At 72.3% G+C, this 16,179-nt stretch carries 17 protein-coding genes and 1 pseudogene; 9 read left to right on the top strand and 9 right to left on the bottom strand.

Features of this window, described 5'->3' with window-relative positions; translation table 11 throughout:
• Positions 1-8: 8 nt before the first annotated feature.
• Entirely contained in the window at positions 9-347 is a 339-nt protein-coding gene (locus ACWDX9_RS47705) for a GntR family transcriptional regulator (protein WP_449967324.1), read from the bottom strand.
• A 67-nt stretch (positions 348-414) separates the two neighbouring features.
• Positions 415-1,260: a citryl-CoA lyase gene (locus tag ACWDX9_RS47700; RefSeq protein ID WP_449967321.1), complete on the bottom strand. Its 846-nt coding sequence runs from the start codon at positions 1,258-1,260 to the stop codon at positions 415-417.
• A 115-nt stretch (positions 1,261-1,375) separates the two neighbouring features.
• On the opposite strand from ACWDX9_RS47700, the pseudogene ACWDX9_RS47695 reads away from it, so the two are divergent.
• Positions 1,376-2,568 (top strand): annotated as a pseudogene (locus ACWDX9_RS47695) (RNA-guided endonuclease InsQ/TnpB family protein); the annotation flags it as partial.
• 34 nt (positions 2,569-2,602) lie between these two features.
• On the opposite strand, the gene ACWDX9_RS47690 reads toward ACWDX9_RS47695, so the two are convergent.
• Positions 2,603-3,820, bottom strand: coding sequence for a CaiB/BaiF CoA transferase family protein (locus ACWDX9_RS47690; RefSeq protein ID WP_449967319.1), 1,218 nt, complete (start codon positions 3,818-3,820; stop codon positions 2,603-2,605).
• Positions 3,821-3,986: 166 nt separating this feature from the next.
• On the opposite strand from ACWDX9_RS47690, the gene ACWDX9_RS47685 reads away from it, so the two are divergent.
• The 3 genes from ACWDX9_RS47685 to ACWDX9_RS47675 all read left to right on the top strand — a co-directional run bounded on the left by ACWDX9_RS47685 (position 3,987) and on the right by ACWDX9_RS47675 (position 6,030).
• On the top strand, positions 3,987-4,205 hold the full coding sequence (locus ACWDX9_RS47685) for a hypothetical protein (RefSeq protein ID WP_449967317.1): 219 nt from the start codon (positions 3,987-3,989) through the stop codon (positions 4,203-4,205).
• A gap of 443 nt (positions 4,206-4,648) precedes the next feature.
• Positions 4,649-4,783, top strand: coding sequence for a hypothetical protein (locus ACWDX9_RS47680; RefSeq protein ID WP_449967314.1), 135 nt, complete (start codon positions 4,649-4,651; stop codon positions 4,781-4,783).
• Positions 4,780-6,030: a cytochrome P450 gene (locus tag ACWDX9_RS47675; RefSeq protein ID WP_449967312.1), complete on the top strand. Its 1,251-nt coding sequence runs from the start codon at positions 4,780-4,782 to the stop codon at positions 6,028-6,030. Before ACWDX9_RS47680 ends, ACWDX9_RS47675 begins: the two co-directional genes overlap by 4 nt.
• On the opposite strand, the gene ACWDX9_RS47670 is transcribed toward ACWDX9_RS47675, so the two are convergent.
• Complete coding sequence (locus ACWDX9_RS47670; protein ID WP_449967310.1) at positions 6,031-6,522, bottom strand: hemerythrin domain-containing protein; 492 nt, start codon at positions 6,520-6,522, stop codon at positions 6,031-6,033.
• 115 nt (positions 6,523-6,637) lie between these two features.
• On the opposite strand from ACWDX9_RS47670, the gene ACWDX9_RS47665 reads away from it, so the two are divergent.
• Together ACWDX9_RS47665 and ACWDX9_RS47660 are read left to right on the top strand one after the other, a co-directional pair.
• A complete protein-coding gene (locus ACWDX9_RS47665; RefSeq protein ID WP_449967308.1) occupies positions 6,638-8,347 on the top strand; it encodes an ABC transporter transmembrane domain-containing protein in 1,710 nt (569 codons plus the stop codon).
• A 28-nt stretch (positions 8,348-8,375) separates the two neighbouring features.
• Entirely contained in the window at positions 8,376-10,172 is a 1,797-nt protein-coding gene (locus ACWDX9_RS47660) for an ABC transporter ATP-binding protein (protein ID WP_449967306.1), read from the top strand.
• 4 nt (positions 10,173-10,176) lie between these two features.
• Here the strand turns inward: ACWDX9_RS47660 and ACWDX9_RS47655 are convergent, their stop codons facing one another.
• A complete protein-coding gene (locus ACWDX9_RS47655; protein ID WP_364845357.1) occupies positions 10,177-10,665 on the bottom strand; it encodes a DUF4396 domain-containing protein in 489 nt (162 codons plus the stop codon).
• 194 nt (positions 10,666-10,859) lie between these two features.
• Here ACWDX9_RS47655 and ACWDX9_RS47650 point away from each other — a divergent pair, with 194 nt between their 5' ends.
• Complete coding sequence (locus ACWDX9_RS47650; protein ID WP_449967302.1) at positions 10,860-11,501, top strand: nucleoside/nucleotide kinase family protein; 642 nt, start codon at positions 10,860-10,862, stop codon at positions 11,499-11,501.
• A 304-nt stretch (positions 11,502-11,805) separates the two neighbouring features.
• Here ACWDX9_RS47650 and ACWDX9_RS47645 read toward each other — a convergent pair whose 3' ends face one another.
• The 4 genes from ACWDX9_RS47645 to ACWDX9_RS47630 are packed head-to-tail and all read right to left on the bottom strand — an operon-like array spanning position 11,806 to position 14,354.
• The gene (locus ACWDX9_RS47645) at positions 11,806-12,228 is read right to left on the bottom strand and encodes a thioesterase family protein (RefSeq protein WP_449967299.1); all 423 of its coding nucleotides are present in this window, start codon (positions 12,226-12,228) and stop codon (positions 11,806-11,808) included.
• A gap of 39 nt (positions 12,229-12,267) precedes the next feature.
• A complete protein-coding gene (locus ACWDX9_RS47640; RefSeq protein ID WP_449967296.1) occupies positions 12,268-13,431 on the bottom strand; it encodes an RNA polymerase sigma factor in 1,164 nt (387 codons plus the stop codon).
• Between the two features lie 3 nt (positions 13,432-13,434).
• Positions 13,435-13,773: a YciI family protein gene (locus ACWDX9_RS47635; protein WP_350727648.1), complete on the bottom strand. Its 339-nt coding sequence runs from the start codon at positions 13,771-13,773 to the stop codon at positions 13,435-13,437.
• A gap of 11 nt (positions 13,774-13,784) precedes the next feature.
• Complete coding sequence (locus tag ACWDX9_RS47630) at positions 13,785-14,354, bottom strand: dihydrofolate reductase family protein (protein WP_449967294.1); 570 nt, start codon at positions 14,352-14,354, stop codon at positions 13,785-13,787.
• A gap of 300 nt (positions 14,355-14,654) precedes the next feature.
• Between ACWDX9_RS47630 and ACWDX9_RS47625 the strand changes: the two genes are divergently transcribed.
• Both ACWDX9_RS47625 and ACWDX9_RS47620 read left to right on the top strand, forming a co-directional pair.
• Positions 14,655-15,341: a DivIVA domain-containing protein gene (locus tag ACWDX9_RS47625; protein WP_449967292.1), complete on the top strand. Its 687-nt coding sequence runs from the start codon at positions 14,655-14,657 to the stop codon at positions 15,339-15,341.
• A 34-nt stretch (positions 15,342-15,375) separates the two neighbouring features.
• A partial coding sequence (locus ACWDX9_RS47620; RefSeq protein WP_449967289.1) for a hypothetical protein occupies positions 15,376-16,179 on the top strand: 804 nt, incomplete at its 3' end.

The following is a 16,179-nucleotide window of genomic DNA, read 5'->3' as shown; positions in this document are numbered from 1 at the left end:
CCCACGCTCTACCGATCTGCCCGCCGCGCGGCGGGCAGCTCCAGAGCCAGCCGCACCCCGAAGATCTCGACGATCTCCCGGGGGTGCGGCAGCACGACGCGGAACCCGCGGTTGCGCTCGACCTGCACCAGCCCCGCCTCGGCCAGGCGCAGCATCGCCTCGCGGACCGGGCTCCTGGAGACGTTGAGCTGCTCGGCCACCTGGTAGACGGAGTAGAGCCGGCCGGGGACCATCGCGCCCGTGTGCACCGCCCGGCGCACCTCGGAGATCACCTGCTCGGCCAGCGACCGGCCCGCGTGCGGCAACGGCTGGAGCTTCAGCTCGGCGTGTTCGCGGGTCGGCGGCATGTCGGCATGTTACCCGTACGGGACCGGCGGCGATCATGCGCCGCCCGGCGGGCGTTTCAGCGCCGTTTCAGTGCCGGTCGGCGGGCAGATCGCGGGGTTCCGGTCCCCGGTAGGCGGGCAGCAGCGGGGGCGGTATGGGGCCTTTGATGCGGCGGCCCTCGCCGTGCTCCTCCCACGCGTGCGCCAGGACGCCGACCGCGCGTGACAGGACGAACAGGCCCCTGCCCAGCTCGGGCGCGAAGCCGAGCTCGCTGTAGACGATGGCGGTGGCGCCGTCGACGTTCATCGGCACCGGTGCCAGCTGCCGCTCGATCTCCAGCCCGATCCGCAGGTACGCGCCTTCGACGACGCCGTCGCGGACCGCGTCCTCGACCGCCCGTACGAGGGGGTCGCGGCGCGGATCGCGCGGATGGAAGCGGTGTCCGAACCCGGGAAAGTACCGCTTGGCATCCCGATACCCGGCCAGCACCCCCGAGACCACCTCCGAGACCGTCCCCGCCAGGTCGGCATCCGCAGGATCGGCCTCTGCCGGGTCTGCGCTGGTTTGCTCCCGGATGTCGGCGAGCACGGCCATGCACTCCTGACCAGCGCCACCGTGCACGTCGCCGAGCAGCCCGACGCCCGTGGCCACGGCGGTGTTGAGGCCGACGCCGCAGGTGGCGGCCATGCGGGCGGCGGCGATCGAGGGTGCCTGCGGCCCGTGGTCGACCCCCGACACCAGCGCGGCCTCGAACAGCGCTGACTGCCCGGGAGAGGGCACCTCGCCGCGCAGCATGAGCCAGATCGTGTCGGCGAACGACAACCGGCCGATGAGCTGCTCGACGGGATAGCCGTGCAGCCGGATGACGCCGGGGGAGATGTCGGATATGGCGGTGGCCCACCATCCGGTCACCTGCTCAGTCGTGGTGCTCATCGAATCTCCTTGGCGTGAAAACCCCGTTCTTAAGGGCAGGGAGGGTACGTGGAATAGTGCGGTGGGATCGAACGTGTGCACGATGCGTGACTGATCGCGTACTGGAATGTGAACTGTGGAGCAGACCGTGAAGCGGGCCTACAAGTACCGCTTCTACCCGACCCCCGAGCAAGCTGAAGAGCTCGCCCGGACGTTCGGCTGCGTCCGCCTCGTCTACAACAAGGCGCTGGAGGAGCGCACCCGCGCGTACACCATCGACGGGGGTCGCGTCTCCTACGGGGAGTCGTCGGCGGCCCTGACCGCATGGAAGCGCGGCGGCGACTACGACTTCCTGTCGCAGGTCTCCTCCGTGCCGTTGCAGCAGGCGCTGCGCCACCTCCAGGCCGCGTTCGCGAACTTCTTCGCCAAGCGGGCCAACTACCCTACGTTCAAATCGCGCAAGAAGGCGCGGGCCTCGGCCGAGTACACCCGCTCGGCCTTCCGCTGGCGCGAGGGCCGGCTGTGGCTGGCCAAGATGGACGCGCCACTCGACATTTGCTGGTCGCGTCCGCTGCCGGAGGGCGCCGAACCGTCCACGGTCACCGTTTCCCGGGACGCGGCGGGCCGTTGGTTCGTCTCCCTCCTGACAGAAGAGACGATCACTCCATTCCCGCCGGTGGAGCAGACGGTGGGGATGGATGCGGGCATCGCCGCCCCGGCCACACTGTCCACCGGAGAGAAGATCGTCAATCCCCGCCACGAACACCGCGACCGGCGCAAACTGGCCAGGGCTCAGCGGGCGCTCGCCCGCACGGCCAAAGCGAGCGCCAACCGGGCCAGGGCCCGGCTCAAAGTGGCCCGCGTTCACGCCAGGATCGCCGACCGTCGCCGGGATTTCCTGCACAAGCTCACCACTCGACTTGTCCGTGAGAACCAAACGGTCGTGATCGAGGACCTCACCGTCCGCAACATGGTCAAGAACGGCAAACTCGCCCGAGCCATCTCCGACGCCTCGTGGCGGGAGCTGCGGAGCATGCTGGAGTACAAGGCCGCCTGGTATGGCCGGGCCGTGATCGCGGTGGACCGCTGGTTCCCCTCCTCCAGGCTGTGCTCGGCTTGCGGGAGCGTGCAAGACAGGATGCCGCTGAACGTCCGGAAGTGGGCCTGCGCGTGCGGCGCGATCCACGACCGGGACGTCGACGCGGCCCGCAACCTCTTGGCCGCTGGGCTGGCGGACAAGTAAAACGCCTGCGGAGCTGGTGTAAGACCTCAACGAGAGTCCTCTCGGGCGGGCGACCGGCGGTGAAACAGGAACTTCCATGGGCGACCGTGGGGATCCCTCTCGATTTCGAGAGGGAGGAAGTCAAACGGCTCCTTCCTCGCGCAGGTGGGCGATGTCGGTGTCGGAGTAGCCGAGGGTGCGCAGCACCGCGTCGGTGTGCTCGCCGAGTCTCGGGGGCGGGCCGGCGGGGGCCAGGGGGCGGCCGTCCACGTGGGCGGCACCGCCCAGCAGCACGAGCTCGCCGCCGCCGGAGGCAGGGGAGGGCAACCGGTGCAGCAGGCCGCGGTGTTCGACCTGCGGCGAGCGCAGCGCCTGCGGGACGGTGACCACCGGCGCCGCGGGCACGCCGGTCGGCAGCAGGACCTCGTCCCACTCGGCCGCCGACCTGGTCTTCAGCGTCTTCTCCAGCTCCTCGCGCAGAGCGTCGCGGTGGGCCTTGCGGTCGTCCCTGGTGCGGAAGCGGGGGTCGCTCATGAGCTCCGGCCGGCCCAGCACCCGGCAGAGGGTCTCGAACTGCTCCTGCTTGTTGGCGGCGATGTTGAGCTGGCCGTCGGCGGTCTCGAACGTGCCCGACGGCGCCGACGTACGGTTCTCGTTGGCCATGGCCACCGGCTCCCGCCCGGCGACGAGGTAGTCGGAGACCACCCAGCCCATCCCCGTGAGCGCGGCGTCCAGCATGGACACGTCCAGGTGGGCGCCCTGCCCGGTGCGGAGCTTGCGGTGCAGGGCGGCGGCCACGGCGAAGGCGGCGGTGATGCCCCCGGCGCTGTCGCACACCGGGTAGCCCACCCGTACGGGCGCGGTGTCCGGGGTGCCGGTGACGCTCATGATGCCCGCCAGGCCCTGGATCACCTGGTCGTAGGCGGGGCGCTCGCGCATGGGCCCGGTGGCGCCGAAGCCGGACAGCGCGCAGTAGACGAGGCCGGGGTTGATCTCGCGCAGCCGTTCCCAGCCGAAGCCGAGCTTGTCCAGCACGCCGGGGCGGAAGTTCTCCAGCAGCACGTCGGCCTCGCCCAGCAGCCTGGTGAAGACCTCGCGGCCGGAGGCGTGCTTGAGGTTGACGGTGACCGAGCGCTTGCCCGCGTTCTGCGCCAGGAAGGAGACGCCGAGGTTCTCGCCGCTGAGGCGGGGGTCGGCGCCGAGCTGGCGGGCCAGGTCTCCGGTGCCGGGGATCTCCAGCTTGATCACGTCGGCGCCCATGAGGGCGAGCTGGTAGCCGGCGTACGGGCCGGACAGGACATTCGTCATGTCGAGCACGCGTACGCCGTCGAGCAGCCGCGGTGATGAGTTGTCGGTCATCGAACCCCTGTCCGTACCGCTATGTGGTCCAAAAATACCGTACAGCGGTTCAGGCTGACGTGTCGATGACCGCGCCGCATGCTTGACACGCCCAGGGAACGGCCATGGCGTCGCCATTGAATTGGACAGCTCCGTCCAGAAAAGCGATCGCCTCCCGGGGAGAGTGATGCGAGCTCGAGCGGCGGTCCTGCGCGACCCGGGCGGCCCGTTCGCCGTCGAGGACGTCTCGCTCGCCGCGCCCGGCCCCGGCGAGGCGCTGGTCCGCGTGGCGCCCGGCGACCACGTCGTGATGAGCTACGACTCCTGCGGCTGGTGCGGGCGGTGCGTGACCGGCGCGGCCTCGTACTGCGACGAGTTCGTGACTCCGCTTCCACGCTCGCCATAATGGACGAGCATGACCACAGCATCGCAAGCCGGGAGCGCAGGAGCGGGAACTGGGCCCGCAGGTGGTCAGAGGTGAATCTGTTGAACGGGTCGGCCACGTACGAGGGCGAGTGCTTCGGGGTGCGCCAAGGCGATGGTTTCCCCGTTGTGCCCTGCGGCCCTGGCGCGGATCGACTCCTCCAGCCGGGCCTTGACCCGGCCGCCCAGGACACGGCGCGGGTACTTGGGGCACCACACCACGTGGTCGCCCAAGTCGTACGCCGCACCAGGGGAAGCGCGCACCCGACAAGACACTCGATCATTTTAGGATCTGCACTCCAAGAAGAGCAGCGGTTTCCAAAAGCCGAAATCCGCAGGTCAAAGCACGCTCAGGCGCAAGAGCACCTTCCCGCTCGGCATTACCCCGCCTCCTGAAGGGAGCGGTCCCCTGCCTTCGACTTGAAGGTGCGCAACCTCAGCGGCGTCCGCCCCGACCTGCCCTTCGGCGGCCACAAGTGGAGCGGCCTCGGCGTCGAGAACGGCCCCTGGGGCCTGTACGGCTACATCGAGCTCCAAGTCCTGGTAGGGAATCAATCATGAACATGACCATCGAGCAGGCGGGGCTCATGCTGGCCGACCCTCTCGCCTACGCCGACGAGCCGCGGCTGCACCAGGCGCTCACCCTGCTGCGCCGGGAGGCCCCGGTCCATCTCGTGGAGTCGCCCGAGTACACGCCCTTCTACGCCGTCACCCGGCACGCCGACATCATGCGGGTCGAACGCGACAACGCCCTCTGGCTCAGCGCGCCACGCCCGGTCCTGGGCAAGAAGACGTTCGAGGCGCACGCCAGGCAGCAGGCGGCGCAGGGCATCCAGTTGAAGACGCTGGTCCACATGGACGACCCCGACCACCGGGTGGTCCGGGCGATCGGCGCCGACTGGTTCCGCCCCAAGGCCATGCGCGCCATGGAGAGCCGGATCCAGGAGCTCGCCCGCCGTTACGTGGACCGGCTGGCCGAGTACGGCGGCGAATGCGACTTCGCCACCCAGGTCGCGGTGCACTACCCGCTGTACGTGATCCTCTCCCTGCTCGGGCTGCCCGAGTCCGACTTCCCCCGCATGCTCAAGCTCACCCAGGAGCTGTTCGGCGGCGCGGACGCGGAGACCAGGCGCGGGGACACCGCCGAGGACCAGTTCGCGGTGCTCCTCGACTTCTTCGCCTACTTCCAGCAGCTCACCGCCGCCCGCCGCGCCCACCCCACCGAGGACCTGGCCTCCGCCATCGCCAATGCCCAGGTGGACGGCAAGCCGCTCAACGACATGGAGACGGCCTCCTACTACGTCATCATCGCCTCCGCCGGCCACGACACCACCAGCTCCACCGTCGCCGGCGGCCTGCACGCCCTCATCGAACACCCCGACCAGCTCGCCCGGCTGCGCGAGGACCCCGGCCTGCTGCCGTTCGCGGTCGACGAGATGATCCGCTGGGTCACCCCGGTCAAGGAGTTCATGCGCACGGCCTCGGCCGACACCAGCCTCAACGGCGTGGACATCAAGGCGGGCGAGTCGGTGCTGCTGTCGTACCCGTCGGCCAACCGCGACGAGGAGGTGTTCACCGACCCGTTCGCCTTCGACGCCGGCCGCGACCCCAACCGCCACCTGGCCTTCGGGTTCGGCGTGCACTACTGCCTCGGCGCGGCGCTGGCCCGGATGGAGCTGAAGGCCCTGTTCGCCGAGCTGCTGCCGCGCCTGGAGAGCGTCGAGCTCACCGGCCCGCCCGAATGGACCGCCACGACCTTCGTCGGCGGCATCAAGCACCTGCCCATCCGGTACAGACTCCGCCGCTGATCACATGTCGCCGGACCTCAGGAAGGCGGGCCGGGCCCGGCGCCACTCCGGAGTGTCCAGCGCGTTGAGCGCCGCGACGATCCGTTTCTCCTCGTAGACGAAGTGCGTCTCCATCAGCGCGGCGAGGCTGTCCAGCTCGCCGCGCACCAGGACCGGGTCGTGGTCCCGGCCGAGTCCGTCGAGGAGCGCCTGCAACCGCCGCAGGGAATCGTCCACCAGCCGGTGGTCGCGGCGCAGCTCCTCCAGCACCGGTCGCAGCTCGGGGAAGCTCCGTGCGAGCTCGGGGAAGGCGCCGCCGTCCTCGCCGGTGTGGTGCCGCTCCAGCGCGGAGCAGAAGGCCAGGCAGTGGGTACGCAGGTCGCGGGGGAGCGCGCCGCCCGCGAGATAGGCCTCGACGTCCTCGCGCAGCGCGTCGAGCTGCTCGCGGAGCCAGAGGTGCACGTCGATCAACTGGTTGCCGAACGCCTCCAGGCGCCCGTCGGGTGTTTCCATGGTCGTCCCATGTTTCGGCGCCTCCATGCCCTCGGCGATCTGTTTGCCGGGTGCACCGCGACGCTGGGACGTACCCCATCATCGTTCCGGAGATCGGTCAAATAGGGTGAAGTTCGTGGAACCCGGGACTCCCGACCGCCGAAGTGCTGGACGATACCTGTGGTGGCTGGTCAGGAGTCAGCCCGGCCGCATCGCCCTCGGCGCGTTGCTGGGCTCCGCCTGGATGGTCTGCCTGACGCTGCCGCCGTACTTCCTGTCCCGCGCCATCGACGACGGCCTGGCTCCGGGAGACAGGCCCGCGCTGGCCGGCTGGACCGCCGCCGTGCTCGGCGTCGGGGTGCTGAACGCCTGGCTGGCCATCATGCGCCATCGCACGATGACCAGGGTCCGGATGGACGGCGCGTTCCGCACCGTACAGGTGGTGGTGCTGCACGCGACGCGGCTGGGCGCGGCGCTCCCGCGCAAGGTCACGGCCGGGGAGGTGGTGACGATCGGGTTCGGCGACGCCGGCCTGATCGCCCACGCGCTGACCATCACCGGCCCCGGCGTCGGCGCGGTGCTCGCCTACGTCGTCGTGGCCGGGCTGCTGCTGGCCGTCTCGCCGCTGCTGGCCGCGGTGGTGCTGGTGGGCGTGCCGTTGCTGGTCATGCTGGTCGGGCCGCTGCTGGGACGGCTGCGCGGCGCCGAGACGGCGTACCGGCTGCGGCAGGGCGAGCTCGCCGCCCGGTTCGGGGACATCGCCGGAGGGCTGCGGGTCCTGAACGGCATCGGCGGCAAGGACGTGTACGCCGAGCGCTACCGGCGCGGCTCCCAGGAGCTCCGGGAGAAGGGCTACCAGGTGGGCGCGGTCACCAGCTGGATCCACGCCCTCGGGGTCGGCCTGCCCACGGTGTTCCTCGGCGCGGTGACGTGGCTGGCGGCCCGGATGGCCGCGCAGGGCGACATCACCACCGGCGAGCTGGTCGCGGTGTACGGGTACGCAGGCGTGCTGGTGGTGCCGGTCACGAACCTCATCGAGACCGGGTACGGCTTCAGCCGCGGCCTCGTGGCCGCCCGCCGGGTCATCCACTTCCTCACCCTCGAACCGGACGTCACCGGCGGCGACGCGGATCCGCCCGCCTCGCCCGCGCCGCTGCGCGACCCGGCCTCGGGCGTCGAGATCGCGCCGGGGAGGCTGACCGCGCTGGTCAGCGCCCGCCCGGGGGACTCGGCCGCGGTGCTCGACCGGTTGGGCGGGTTCACCGCGTCCGCCGCGACCTGGGGTGGGATCCGGCTCGACACCATCGACCCGGTACGGGTCCGCGAGCGGATCCTGCCGGCCGACAACGAGGCGGACCTGTTCGCCGGCACGCTGCGCGACGTCGTCGCGGGCCGGCACGACCCCGGCGACGAGGCCGTGGGCCGGGCGGTCCACGCGGCCATGGCCGAGGACGTCGTCCGGGGGCTGCCGCACGGGCTGGACTCCGCCGTCGACCCCCAGGCCCGCAACCTGTCCGGCGGGCAGCGCCAGCGCGTCCGCCTGGCCCGGGCCCTGCTGGCCGACCCGGAGATCCTGCTGGCGGCCGAGCCCACCTCCGCCGTGGACGCCCACACCGAGGCGACCATCGCCGTCCGGCTGCGCGAGGCGCGAAGGGGCCGTACCACGGTGGTCACCACGACCTCGCCGCTGCTGCTGGACCGGGCGGACACGGTGTACTACCTCGTGGACGGCTCGGTCGCGGCGGCCGGCGAGCATCGCGACCTGCTGCACGAGCACCCGGGCTACCGCCTGCTGGTGTCACGCGACGACGAGCCCAGCACACCGCCCGAGCGGGCCGCCCGATGACCGGATCCCCGCCCGAGGAGGCCGCGCGATGACCGAGCCGCAGCCCGTCGCCCAGCCGGCCCCCGTCGCCCAGCCGGCCCATGCGATGACCGGGGCTCTGCCGGTCGCCGAGCCGGCCCGGGTGCGGCGGGCGGCGTTGCGCCTGATTCGCCTGGACGGCCGCGCCTTCGCCGCCATGATCGCCCTCAACGCCCTGGCCGCCGTCGCGGGGCTGGCCGGGCCGTGGCTGCTGGGCCGGATCGTCGACGCGGTCAAGTCCGGCGCCGGGGCCGCCGCCGTGGACCGGCTGGCCCTGGCCATCCTGGCCGCCGCCCTGGTCCAGCTCGTCCTGTCCCGCTACGCCGGCTACATCGGCCACCGCTTCGGCGAGCGCACGCTGGCCCGCATCCGCGAGCGGTTCACCGAACGCGCCCTCGACCTGCCCGTCTCGGTGGTCGAGCGGGCCGGCACGGGCGACCTGACCACCCGGGGGACGACCGACGTGGCCGCGCTCGGCGCCACGCTGCGCGACGCCGGTCCGGACGTCCTCATCGCCGCGGTCCAGGCGGCGTTCATCCTGGCCGCGGTCTTCGTGCTCGATCCGCTGCTGGGCGCCTGCGGGGTGCTGGGCCTGCTGGGCATCTGGTTCGCCGCCCGCTGGTACCTGCGCCGCGCGGTCCCTGCGTACCTGGCCGAGGGTGAGGCCAACTCCGCGCTCGCCGAGCAGCTCGCCGCCACCACCGCCGGCGCCCGCACCGTCGCGGCGCTGCGCCTCGAACACCGCCGCATCACGGCCTGCCAGGCGGCGATCGGCGAGTGCCGCCGGACCCGCATCCGGACCCTGTTCCTGCGCAGCGTCCTCTTCCCCGTCGTGGACGTCTCGTACGCGATCCCGGTCGCCGGCGTGCTGCTGGTCGGCGGCCTCATGGCGAACGGCTCCATGACCCTCGGAACGGTCGTCGCCGCCGCCCTCTACCTCCGCCAGCTCGGCCAGCCCCTGGACACGATCCTCCTGCACCTGGAGGGCATGCAGAGCAGCGGCGCCTCGTTCGCCAGGGTCGAGGGTCTCGCCCTGGTCCCGCGGCCGGCGCCGGCCGCCGGGCCGGAGCCCGTACCGGACGGTGACCGGCTCGTGGCCGCCGGCGTGCACTACGCCTACGACGGCGGCCCCGACGTGCTGCGCGGGGTGGACCTGACCGTCCGCCCCGGTGAGCGCCTGGCGATCGTCGGGCCCTCGGGCGCGGGCAAGACCACGCTGGGCAGGCTGCTGGCGGGCGTGGACGCCCCGCGCACCGGTACGGTCACCGTCGGCGGGGTCCCCGTCGCCGCCCTCGACCCCGGCCGCCTGCGCGAACGCGTCGTCCTGGTCACCCAGGAACACCACGTGTTCCTCGGCACGGTACGCGACAACCTGCGCATCGCCGCCCCTTCCGCCACCGACCCCGAGCTGCGCGCGGCCCTCGCCACCGTCGGCGCCGACTGGATCGACGACCTCCCGGACGGCCTCGGCGCCGATCTCGGCCCTGGGGGCCACCGGCCCGACGGCGCGCAGGCCCAGCAGCTGGCCCTGGCCCGCGTCGTACTGGCCGACCCCCACACGCTGATCCTCGACGAGGCCACCGCGCTGCTGGACCCGAGGACCGCCCGCCACACCGAGCGCGCCCTGGCCGCCGTGCTGGACGGCCGTACCGTCATCGCCATCGCCCACCGCCTCCAGACGGCCCACGACGCCGACCGGGTGGCGGTCATGCAGGAGGGCCGCCTCACCGAGCTCGGCACGCACCACGACCTCGTCGCGGCCGGGGGCACGTACGCCGAGCTCTGGCGCTCGTGGCACGGCGAGTGAACGCTCAGTGGCCCTGGTGGTACTGGTGCGTCACCGCATGGCCCTTGCCCCGTGAGATGAGCCACTTGTTCACCGGCGTCGTCAGCACGAACGCCACCAGCAGCGAACCGGCCAGCGCCACCCAGAACAGCCAGTTCGACAGGCCCGCGTCCATCGCGCCGGGCACGAGCAGCATCACCGCGTTGTCCAGGATCTCCATCATCGCGATGGAGATGGTGTCGGCGGCCAGCGCAACCCTCAGCGCGGTGCGGAAGTCGACACCGGCCCGCAGCACGCCCCGCATGGTCAGCGCGTAGCCGAACACGAAGGCCAGCGCGACGGACAACACCACGGTGGTCAGGTTGGACAGGCCGGCGGCGGTGCCGATGACCATGCCCAGCACCTCGCCGATGGCGCAACCGGTCAGGCAGTGCAGGGTCGCCTGCGCGGCCATTCCCCACGTGGCCGCGGGCGGGGCCTCATGGTGTGCGTGGTGGTGCTCGCCGTGATCCATACGATGCTCCTTAGTAGAGGGGAGACACATTGTACGGGTATGGGGTATATCGATAATCGGGGGGCGGGCGTGGATAAGCTGGCGGCTCATCGGCGACATATCCCGCTAAATCCGTATTCGAGGACAATCTTGAGCCCTACCCAGCCACCCGCCGCCCACCGCCTCCCGGCGGTCCCGCTCGCCGGAGGCGTCCGGTGACCGGCGCGCAGCTGATCGAGCGCGTACGCGGGCTGGCCGCGTCCGGCGAGCGCGTCGTGGTGGGCATCGCGGGATGCCCGGGCGCGGGCAAGTCCACGCTGGCCGGCTGGCTGGCCGAGAACCTCACCTCCGCCGGGCTGCCGGCGGTGTGGGTGCCGATGGACGGCTTCCACCTGGCCGACGTCGAGCTCGAACGCCTCGGGCGGCTGCGGCGCAAGGGCGCCATGGACACCTTCGACGCCCACGGCTACCTGGCGCTGCTCCACCGCCTCCGTTCCGAGACCGGCACCGTCGTCTACGCGCCGTCCTTCGACCGCGTGATCGAGCAGCCGATCGCCGGGGCCATCCCGGTGCCGCCGGCCGCGCGGGTCGTGGTCAGCGAGGGCAACTACCTCCTCGCCGACGACGACGCGTGGCGGCGGGTGCGGGAGGCCATGACCGAGGTCTGGTACGCGGAGATCGACGACCGCGTCCGCCTGGACCGGCTCACGAGGCGGCACGTCCAGTTCGGCAAGACCCCCTCCCAGGCCGCCCGCTGGGTCGCCGAGGTCGACGAGCCCAACGCCGCCGCCATCCGCACCACCCGCGACCGCGCCGACCTCCTGCTCAACCCCGACACCCTCGCCCCGTCCCCCTGACCCACGGTCTCGCCTGACCCTCCGACACCGCCTGACCTCCGGCACCGCCTGACCCTCCGACACCGCCTGACCTCCGGCACCGCCTGACCCTCCGACACCGCCTGACCTCCGGCACCGCCTGACCTCGGGCACCGCCTGACCCATCGGCACCCCGGCTTGCCCGAACCCCGGGCCCGCCCGTAGCCCACCGCCCCGGCGCGCAGGGGAGGGCCGCCCCAGAGTGCCGGGCTGGGCGCCGTCCGCGTTGCGCCGACCTCCGCCGCGCCGCATCCCGCCGGCCCAGCGCCGGTGGGCGGTGGGGTGGTTATGGGGTGGGGGTGGCTTTGGCGTGGGCGCGGGCGGTGAAGCGGGTGGCGTCGATGACGGTGCGTTCGTGGGTGCCGGTGCTGATCACGTCAGCCCCGTCCTCGGCGCTCACCTCGAACCGCAGCCGCCGCCCCTCCACCCCCGTCAGCCGCACCCGGCAGGTGACCTCCAGGCCCGGCGGCGTGGGGGCCTCGTGGCTGAGGTCGACGTGCGTCCCGACCGTCTGCTCGCGCGGCCAGTCCAGGTACGGCACCACCGCCTGAACGCACGTCCACTCGATCAGCCCCACCAGGAACCCGGTGGCGAAGACGGGCGGCATGACCGCGAACTCCGGCGACTCCGGATACAGCCCCGCGACGATCTTGCTCTCCGGGACACGGAAACGGAAGGTGTGCTCCAGTCCGGGCTTCAGCTCACGCATGGTCCTACACTGACAGGTCTGTAAACCCGGGACAAGAGGTCAGAGCTCGCCGAGGCGGCGGGTGAGGAAACGGCGCTCGGCCTCCGTCGTGGCCAGGTCGAGCGCCCTCCGGTACGCGGCCCGCGCCCCCGCGGTGTCGTCCAGGCGCCGCAGCAGCTCGGCCCGGGTGGAGTGGAAGTACCGGTAGCCGTCGAGACCGAGCCCGTCCACGATCGCCAGCGCCGCCCGCGGCCCGTCGGCCTCGGCGATCGCCACCGCGCGGTTGAGCTCGACCACGGCCGAGCCCGTCAGCTCCCGCAGCCGGTCATAGAGCGCGGCGACGGCCCGCCAGTCGATCCGCTCCTCGGTCTGCAGCGCCGCGATGGCCGCCTGCACCACGTAGGCGCCGCGGGCGCCGAGCGCGAGGGCGTGGTCGAGCAGCGCCTGCCCCTCCTCGATCTGAGCGGCGTCCCACAGGCCGCGATCCTGCTCGTGCAGCAGGACGATCTCGCCGTCGCGGACCCGGGCGGCGCGCCGCGAGTCGTGCAGCAGCATCAGCGCCAGCAGCCCGGCGGCCTCGGGCTCGCCGGGCACGAGCCCGACCAGGATCCGGGCCAGCCGGACGGCCTCGGCCGCCAGATCGGCGCGGCCGTCGCCGTACCCCTGGTTGAAGATGAGGTAGAGCACGGAGAGCACCGCCTCCAGGCGGGCGGGCAGCAGGTCCTCCCGGGGGATCCCGAACGGGATCCCGGCCGCGCGGATCTTGTCGCGCGCCCGGGAGAGCCGCCGCTTCATCGTCTCGTCGCTCACCAGGAACGCCCGGGCGATCTCCGGGGTGGACAGGCCGCCCAGGGCCCGCAGGGTGAGCGCGACCTGGGCCTCGTCCGCCAGGGCCGGATGGCAGCACAGGAAGAACAGTTCGAGCCGTTCGTCGGGGACCGCCGACTCGTCCATCGTCACCTCCTCGCCCGGCTCCGGCCGGTCCAGCAGGCGGAGCTTGTCCGCATAAGTACGGTCCCGGCGAAGGCGGTCGATCGCCCGGCGGCGCCCGGTCACCACGAGCCAGGCCCCGGGATTGTCCGGGACCCCATCCTGGGCCCAGCGCTCGGCCGCGACGGCGAACGCCTCCTGCGCGGCCTCCTCGGCCACGTCGACGTCGCTGGTGTAGCTCACCAAAGCGGCGAACACGCGGGCCCACTGGTCGCGGAAGATCTCCTCGAGCACCGGCTACCGCTCCACCAGCGGCCGCACCTCGACCGATCCGCCGAGGCGGGCGGCGGGGACGCGGGCGGCCAGCTCCAGCGCGTCGTCGAGGTCGTCCGCCTCGACGATGTAGAACCCACCGAAGATCTCCTTGGTGTCGGCGAACGGCCCGTCGGTCATCAGCGTCCGGCCGCCCTGGACCCGGACGGTGGTCGCGGTCTCGGCCGGTTGGAGCCGCTCGCCCGAGATCATGCGCTCGTCCTGCATCAGCGCGACGTACTCGGCGGTGATGGCGGCGCGCTCGTCGGCGGTGAGCCCGTCGTACGCTCCGGGCCGCTCGTTGATCAGCAGTGCGTATCTCACGGTGGTCTCCTTCACGCCGCCGCGTCGCGGCCGTAGACGAGGCGGACGGCCTGACCCACGCGTTCGGCGGACTCCAGGGCCAGGCCGAGGGGCCGGTCATCCTGATCGAACAGGCGGCGTCCCCGGCCCAGCACGGTCGGGAACACCAGCAGCCGATACTCGTCGACCAGGTCATGCGCCCGCAGCGCGGCGACGACGCTGCCGCTGCCGGCGACCACGATATCCCGTTCCCGCCTGCGCCCGGCCACCTCCTCGATCAGGTCGCCCCGCAGGAGGGAGGAGTTGCTCCACGCCTCGACGCCGTCCGACGATCGCGAGGCGACGAGCTTGGGGATGGCGTTCATCTTCAGGGAGAACTCGTCGTCCCTGCCGGGCCAGATGCGGGAGAAGCGCTGCCAGGTGGCGCGGCCCAGCAGCATGGCCCCGGTGTCCAGCACCTCGCCGAGCGCGAACTTGTCGCCGGCCACCGACTCGGGCCCGTACCGGAAGGCCCAGCCTCCCCACGGCGTCCCGTCCGCCCCGTCCGGGTCCTCGATGACCATGTCGAGGGAGACGAACTCGATGACGATCAGCTTGCCCATGTCCTTGAACCTTCCTCGTAGCCGGTTGCTCGGCAGGAGGACGGACGGGGCGGGCCCGGGGGGACAGGCCGTCGATGTGACCCTGGTCACATCCGAAGCGGCCTTTACCCGTGAGCGGCTGCCCACATGTTTAAGCACACGGTAACGTGTCAACTACTGTGCGTATAGAATGCCTGGTTGGACGGTCAAGGTTTCGCACCGGTTCCCCCCGATCCGGGGCACCCCTCCATGCCCCGGGGCCGGTGCGGGCGCGCCCGGCCGCTCCAGCGCTGACGGTGAAAGGTTCGGTGAAACTCCGTCATGCACATCGAGCACGAAGACCACGTCTACGGCCTCCCGATCCCGCACGGCCACGCCGTCGGCGACGGCTTCGTCACCGTGCCGGCCCAGGCCGCCGGCCCCGGCCAGCTCACGCTGCTGACCCCCACCGCCGTGCACCACCAGGTCTTCACCGTGGTCCGGTTGCGGGCCGGCTACGACCTGGCCGAGGTGGACGCGTTCCTGTCCACCGTGGAGACCACGATCAGCCTGCTCTGGCAGGACAACGCCCACCTGCGCGAGCGTCTCGCCGCAGCCACCCCCGCCCCGGCCGACATGCTGGCCGCCGCGGAGGAGAGCGCGCGGGAGACCGTCGAGGTCGCCCGGCACGAGGCTCGGCAGACCGTCGAGGCCGCCCGGGAGGAGGCGCGGGAGTCCGTCGAGGCCGCCCGGCAGGAGGCGCGCCGGCTGCTGACCGAGGCCCGCGCCGGCGCCGAACGGGTGCGGCTCGATGCCGCCGCCGCGGCCGAGGCGCTGACCAGGACCGCCCGCCTGGCCTATCAGGAGGCCATCGAGGAGCAGTTCAACGAATTCGACGCCGTCCTCGCCGACCACGGCCGGCAACTGCAGGACAGCCTGCACACCCAGCTCGGCCGGTTGCGCACGGTCCTGGAGGACGTCGCGACGCCCGGCCACGGCACGCACACCGGCCCTCTCGCGGCTCAGTGATCGATCACCGCACACCAGCCAGAAAGGCCGTCACATGTTCCTGCCGCTCGGGGGGTCAGTACTGCCGTTGCCGGCGCGCGACGCGGCCATGGGCGCCGCCATGCCGGTCTGGACAGTGTGGGCCGCCGTGGGCCTGGTGGCCCTGTCCACGCTGGCCGGCGCCCACCTGGCGCAGCGCAAGGCCGACCGGATCAGCGTCTGGCTGGCCGTCGCCTCGGCGCTCATGCTCATCACCGCACTGACCGACGTGATGCCCGACGCCTGGCGGGAGGCCGTCGCGACCCATGTGCCCGTGTGGCTGGTGGCGCTGGCCGGGCTGTTCGGGTACGTCGTCATCACGCACTTCACCCGCCACGGGTGCGCCCACCAGCACGACGTGGGCCGGCGTGCCCGGCACGCCCCCGGCATGCACCGGCGGGTCGAGCAGGCCGTCAGCGCCGCCGTGTACGGGGGAGTGGGCACCGCCGTCGCGCTGAGCCTGCACCGCATGATCGAGGGCGCCACCCTGGTGCTGGCCGCCTCGATCATCGTCGTGGCCGCGCTCATGATCCACTCGGCCGGTGAAGGGGTGGCCCTGACGGCCATGCTCGACCTGGCCCGCAAGCCGCTGGCCCCCTGGCTGGCGCTGGCCTGCCTCAGCCCGGCGGCCGGCGTCGTGCTGGCCAGCGTGGCGCCGCTGCCGCCGCAGAGCGTGCCGATCCTGCTGGGCGTGCTCACCGGCGTGCTGCTGCGTACCGCGATGGTCGGGCTGCAGATGGCCCGCGCCAGCGGCCGGCTGCCGCGCCGCCAGGTCGTCGTGGTGGCGACCGGCGTGCTGGCCGTGGGAGGCCTGCTGGTC

Source organism: Nonomuraea sp. NPDC003201 (genome assembly GCF_053590415.1).
This window is presented reverse-complemented; position numbering and strand designations above follow the sequence as displayed.